3 protein-coding genes are annotated in these 5,730 nt (G+C 72.8%); 1 reads left to right on the plus strand and 2 read right to left on the minus strand.

The genetic code is table 11. From position 1 onward, the window contains the following. Positions 1 to 911, plus strand: a 911-nt coding sequence (locus tag DZG00_RS11460) for a tetratricopeptide repeat protein (RefSeq protein WP_119455639.1), incomplete at its 5' end; no start/stop codon positions are given. A 72-nt stretch (positions 912 to 983) separates the two neighbouring features. Here DZG00_RS11460 and glgB read toward each other — a convergent pair. Together glgB and DZG00_RS11470 are read right to left on the minus strand one after the other, a co-directional pair. Further along, on the minus strand, positions 984 to 3,560 hold the full coding sequence (glgB, locus tag DZG00_RS11465) for a 1,4-alpha-glucan branching protein GlgB (protein WP_119382125.1): 2,577 nt from the start codon (positions 3,558 to 3,560) through the stop codon (positions 984 to 986). After that, positions 3,557 to 5,730 (minus strand): maltotransferase domain-containing protein (locus DZG00_RS11470; protein WP_233550128.1); only part of this gene is annotated, 2,174 nt, incomplete at its 5' end. The genes glgB and DZG00_RS11470, both read right to left, overlap by 4 nt.

Below are 5,730 nucleotides of genomic sequence, written 5' to 3' on the forward strand. Positions count from 1 at the left end.
CCGCGGGCGCGCCGGCGGCAGGGGCCGGGGCACCGGGTGCTCCCGCCGCCCCGGCCGGTGCCGCGGGGACGCCGCAGACGGTCGACGTCCCCGGCCTCGTGCTGGCGGCCGACGACGCGTCCTTCACGCAGTTCCTCGACATCTCCGCCGTGGTGCCCGTGATCGTCGAGCTCGTCTCCACGGGGCTCGCCTCCAGCCGCGAGCTGTCACCCGTGCTCGAGCGCGTCGTCACCGAGCAGGGCGGACGCGTGCTCCTCGTCCGCATCGACGTGGACCAGAGCCCGCAGCTCGGCCAGGCGTTCCAGGCGCAGACGGTGCCCACGGTCGCGGCGCTCATCGGCGGTCGGCCGGTCGGCCTCTTCGCCGGCGTGATCCCCGAGGACCAGGTCCGCGACGTCATCCAGCAGGTGCTGGAGCTGGCGCAGCAGAACGGCGTGACGGGGACCGCGGTCGCCCCCGGCGGATCCGGCGAGCCCGCCGCGCCCGTCGAGGAGCCGCTGCCGCCGCACCACGCGGAGGCGTACGCGTTCATCGAGCAGGGCGACTACGCGTCCGCCGCCGCCGAGTACCGCACCGCGATCGCGCAGAACCCGCGCGACGCCCTCGCGGTCGCCGGCCTCGCCCAGGTGAGCCTGCTGCACCGGCTCGACGGGAAGGCGGCGGACGGGATCCGCAGCGCCGCCGCGTCGGCTGCCGACGACGTGGACGCGCAGCTGCTCGTCGCCGACCTCGACCTCTCGGGCGGGCACGTCGAGGACGCGTTCGACCGCCTCCTGACGCTGTTCCCCGGCCTCGACGCCGAGGGCCGCGAGGCCGTCCGCCAGCGCCTGCTCGAGCACTTCGAGGTCGTCGGGCTCGAGGATGCCCGCGTCGCGGTCGCGCGCCGCCGCCTCACCCGCTTGCTGTACTGACGCGCATCCCGCACGACGACGACGGCGCCGCACCCCTTCCGGGGTGCGGCGCCGTCGTCGTGCGCGGTCCGGTCAGACGGTGGGCACCCGCGGGGTGCCGTCGTCCGAGCCCGGGGCGTCGTCCGTCGCGGACAGCCCCTCGACGGGCGGCTGCGCGTCGGGCGACTGCGGGAGCACGGGCGCCGCGTCCGCCTCGGCGAACGGCGTGCCGTCGGCTCGCGACTCGTCCGCGTCGGGGGCCGCGTGCGCGGGCGCCTCGACGGGGCGGAGGTCCGCCGGATCCTGCTTCAACCGCAGCCAGAGGCCGGCGAGCGGCGGCAGCGTCAGCTCGGCGGAGGCGGGGCGTCCGTGCCAGCCCGCGTCGCCCGCGTGGACGGCGCCGAGGTTGCCGACGCCGGATCCGCCGAACTGCTCGGCGTCCGTGTTGAGGATCTCCTCCCACACACCCGCCTGCGGCAGCCCCAGCCGGTAGCCCGTGATGGGCGCCCCGGAGAAGTTGTGCACGACGGCGACCTGGTTGCCCTCGCGGTCGCGGCGGAGGAACGCGAGCACGTTGCGCTCGGCGTCGCCCGCGTCGATCCACTCGAAGCCCGCCGGGTCGTTGTCGAGCGCCCAGAGCGCGGGCGTGTCGATGTAGGTGCGGTTGAGCGAGCCCACGAGGTCGAAGAGCGCGCGGTGCACGGGCTGGTCGAGGATCCACCAGTCGAGCCCGCGCTCCTCGCTCCACTCGGACGGCTGCCCGAACTCCTGGCCCATGAAGAGCAGCTGCTTGCCCGGGTGCGACCACATGAAGCTGAGGTACGCGCGCACGTTGGCCAGCTTCTGCCAGTGGTCGCCCGGCATCTTCCCGACGAGCGAGCCCTTGCCGTGCACGACCTCGTCGTGGCTGATGGGCAGGAGGAAGTTCTCCGTGTACGCGTAGACCATGGAGAACGTGATCTGGCCGTGGTGGTACGCGCGGTACATCGGGTCGACGGCCGTGTAGTCGAGCGTGTCGTGCATCCAGCCCATGTTCCACTTGAGCCCGAAGCCGAGGCCGCCGTCGCCCGTGGGCCGCGTGACGCCGGGGAAGCTCGTGGACTCCTCGGCGATCATGACGATGCCCGGGTGGGTGCGGTACGCGGTGGCGTTGACCTCCTGCAGGAAGCTGATCGCCTCCAGGTTCTCGCGGCCGCCGTGGATGTTCGGCAGCCACTGGCCCTCCTCGCGGGAGTAGTCGAGGTAGAGCATCGAGGCCACGGCGTCGACACGGAGGCCGTCGATGTGGAACTCCTCGAACCAGTACAGCGCGTTGGCGACGAGGAAGTTGCGCACCTGCGAGTGGCCGAAGTCGAAGACGAGCGTGCCCCAGTCCTGCTGCTCGCCGCGGCGCGGGTCGGTGTGCTCGTAGAGCGGCTGGCCGTCGAACTGCGCGAGGGCGAAGGCGTCCTTCGGGAAGTGGGCGGGGACCCAATCCACGATGACGCCGATGCCGGCGCGGTGCAGCGCGTCGATGAGGTACTTGAGGTCGTCCGGGGAGCCGAAGCGCGACGTGGGCGCGTAGTAGCCGGAGACCTGGTAGCCCCAGGATCCGCCGAACGGGTGCTCGGCGAGCGGCAGGAACTCGACGTGCGTGTAGCGCAGCTCCTGGAGGTAGGCGACGAGCTCGCCGGCGACCTCGCGGTAGCCGAGGCCGGGCCGCCAGGATCCGAGGTGCATCTCGTAGACGCTCATGGGGGAGTCGTGCGGGTCGCGGGCGGCGCGGGCCTCGAGCCAGGCGTCGTCGTCCCAGACGTAGTCGCTGGTCTCGACGCGGGAGGCGGTGGCCGGCGGGACCTCGGTCATGCGGGCCATGGGGTCGGCCTTCTCGATCCACTGCCCCGCCTGCGTCAGGATCTCGAACTTGTAGGAGACGCCGGGGTCTACGCCGGGCACGAAGAGCTCCCAGACGCCGTTGCCGTCGAGGCGGCGCATCGCGTGCTGCACGCCATCCCAGCCGTTGAAGCCGCCGATGACGCGGACGGCCCGGGCGTGCGGCGCCCAGACGGAGAACGAGACGCCGACGTAGGTGCGCGCGACGCCCCAGTGCTCGCGGTGGTGGGCGCCGAGGACGTCCCAGAGGCGCTCGTGGCGGCCCTCGCCGAAGAGGTACAGGTCGAGGTCGCCGACCGTGGGGAGGAAGCGGTACGGGTCCTCGCTCGTCCAGGTGCCGCCGTCGGGGTAGCGCGCCTCGACCTGGTAGTCCTGGAGGCCCAGTACGTGCGCGCCCTGCCACACGCCGTGGCCCACGTGGGCGAGCGCGACGCGGGCGCCGGTGGAGAGGATCACGGACACGGCGTCCGCCAGGGGCCGGAGCGCGCGGACGACGACCAGGTCGTCGCCGACGCCGTCGATCGCGACCGGGTGCTGGCCGAGGACCGAGTGCGGGCCGGAGTGGACGCCCTCGGCGACGGCGCGCAGGTCGTGGTCGGCCACCTCGGGGAGGCGGACCGGGTCGGATGCGGGTGCTCCGCCGTCGGCGCCCACGGCGGCGCTCTCGTCGGCGGGGGGCACGGCGACGTCGGCGCCCCGGTCGGGGTCGGTCGGGGCTTCCGGGGGCACGACCACGTCGGCGCCGGGCAGCTCGTCGTGGGGGTCCTGCTGGGGTGTGGTGTCGGTCATGTCCGTCATCCCTTCGATGCGGTCGGGTGGACCCGGAACACGTGCACGGGGTGCGTGAACGCGTCGAGTCGGACGAAGTTGGAGGTGGACCACGTGTAGACGTCGCCCGTGAGGAGGTCCTCGACCTCGAACACGGCGTCCTCGGCGAGGCCCCAGCGGGTGGGGTCCAGGTGGACCTGGGTCTCGCGTGCGGAGTGCGGGTCGACGTTCGCGACGACGAGGATCGTGTCGGCCTCGCCCGTGCCGGTGTGCTCGGCCGCGAGGTGCTTGGAGTAGACGAGGATCGAGTCGTCGTCGCTCCAGTGCACGTCGAGGTTCCGCAGCTGGCGGAGCGCCGGGTGCTGGCGGCGGATCTCGTTGAGGCGCGTGATCTCGGGCGCGATGGATCCGCCGAGCTCCTCCTGGCGGGCCCAGTCGCGCGGCTTGTACTCGTACTTCTCGTTGTCGATGTTCTCCTCGGCGCCGGGGCGCGCGACGTTCTCGATCAGCTCGTAGCCGGAGTAGACGCCCCAGGACGGCGACGCGGTCGCGGCGATGGCGGCGCGGATCCGGTACGCGGCACGCCCGCCGAACTGCAGGTAGGGCGTGAGGATGTCGTGCGTGTTCGCGAAGAAGTTCGGGCGCAGGTAGTCGCTCGTCTCGTGGCTGACCTCGGTGAGGTACTCCTCGAGCTCCTTCTTCGTGTTCCGCCAGGTGAAGTACGTGTACGACTGCTGGAAGCCGATCTTGGCGAGCGTGCGCATCATCGCCGGGCGCGTGAACGCCTCGCTGAGGAAGATCGCGTCGGGCTCGTCGCGCATCACCTGGTGGATGAGGCGCTCCCAGAACACGAGCGGCTTGGTGTGCGGGTTGTCGACGCGGAAGATCTTGACGCCGAGCTGGAGCCACACGCGCATGACGCGGAGCATCTCCCGGTACGAGCCTTCGGGGTCGTTGTCGAAGTTCAGGGGGTAGATGTCCTGGTACTTCTTCGGCGGGTTCTCCGCGTACGCGATCGAGCCGTCGGGCAGCGTCGTGAAGAGCTCCGGGTGCGTCGTGACCCAGGGGTGGTCGGGCGAGGCCTGCAGCGCGATGTCGATCGCGAGCTCCATGCCGTGGTCGGCGACCGCCTCGACGAACGCGCGGAAGTCGTCGGCCGTGCCGAGCTCGGGGTGGATCGAGTCGTGTCCGCCGTCCTCCGAGCCGATGCCGTAGGGCGATCCCGGGTCGTGGGGCCCCGCCGTGAGCGTGTTGTTCGGGCCCTTGCGGTTGGTGCGGCCGATGGGGTGCACCGGCGGGATGTAGACGACGTCGAAGCCCATGTCGCGGATCGCGGGCAGGCGCTCCGCTGCCGTGGCGAAGGTGCCGCTCGTCCACGAGCCGTCCTCGTGCTGGACGGCGCCCTCGGAGCGGGGGAAGAACTCGTACCAGGATCCGACGGCCGCGCGCTCGCGCTCCACCACGATCGTGCGCTCGGGGGAGAGCGTGACGAGGCTGCGGAGGGGGAGGCGGTCGATCGCGGCGAGGACCTCGGGGGTCGTGGCGGCGGCGAGGCGCGCCTCGGGCGCGGCGTCCGCGTCGGCGATCCCGGCGAGCGCGGTCCGGAGGAGTTCGCGGTCTTCCCCGGCGCGGTCGGCGTCGGCGGCCGCGCGCTCGAGCGCCTCGGCGCCGAGGGCGAGCATCACGTCGACGTCGAGGCCGGCGGGGACCTTGATCTCCGCGTTGTGCAGCCACGTGCCGAAGTCGTCGGACCACGCGCGGACGCGCCACGTCCAGACGCCCTGCGTCCCGAGCTGGGCGCTCGTGATCCAGCGGTCGAGGCCGGGCTTCGTGGCGTCGAGGGACATGCGGTGGGAGGTCTCGGCGCCTGCGGGGTCGGTGAGCAGGACGTCGGCCCCGATGAGGTCGTGGCCCTCGCGGAATATCGTGGCGCCGAACGGCACCACGTCGTGGACGAAGCTCTTGGCGGGCCAGAGGTCGTCCTCGATCTGCGGCGTGAGCGACAGGATCGGGATGCGGCCGATGACGGGGACGTAGTCGTCCTCCTCGGGCTCGCGGTCGGCCTCGGGCGGCGTCGGCGCGGATGCGGCGGGTGCCGTGGACGTCGGCTCGGCGGGCGCGGCTTCCGCGGCGTGGGCGGACGTCCGCCCCGCGGGTGCGGCCGGTTCCTGCTCGGCGACCGGGGCCGCGTGGCGGGGCG

Source organism: Clavibacter lycopersici (assembly GCF_003576405.1).
In the GTDB taxonomy this organism is placed as follows: domain Bacteria; phylum Actinomycetota; class Actinomycetes; order Actinomycetales; family Microbacteriaceae; genus Clavibacter; species Clavibacter lycopersici.

Bases quoted from the DNA above. Each gene is read 5' to 3' on its own strand.
- glgB (WP_119382125.1), bottom strand. From the start codon at position 3,560: ATGACGGACATGACCGACACCACACCCCAGCAGGACCCCCACGACGAG.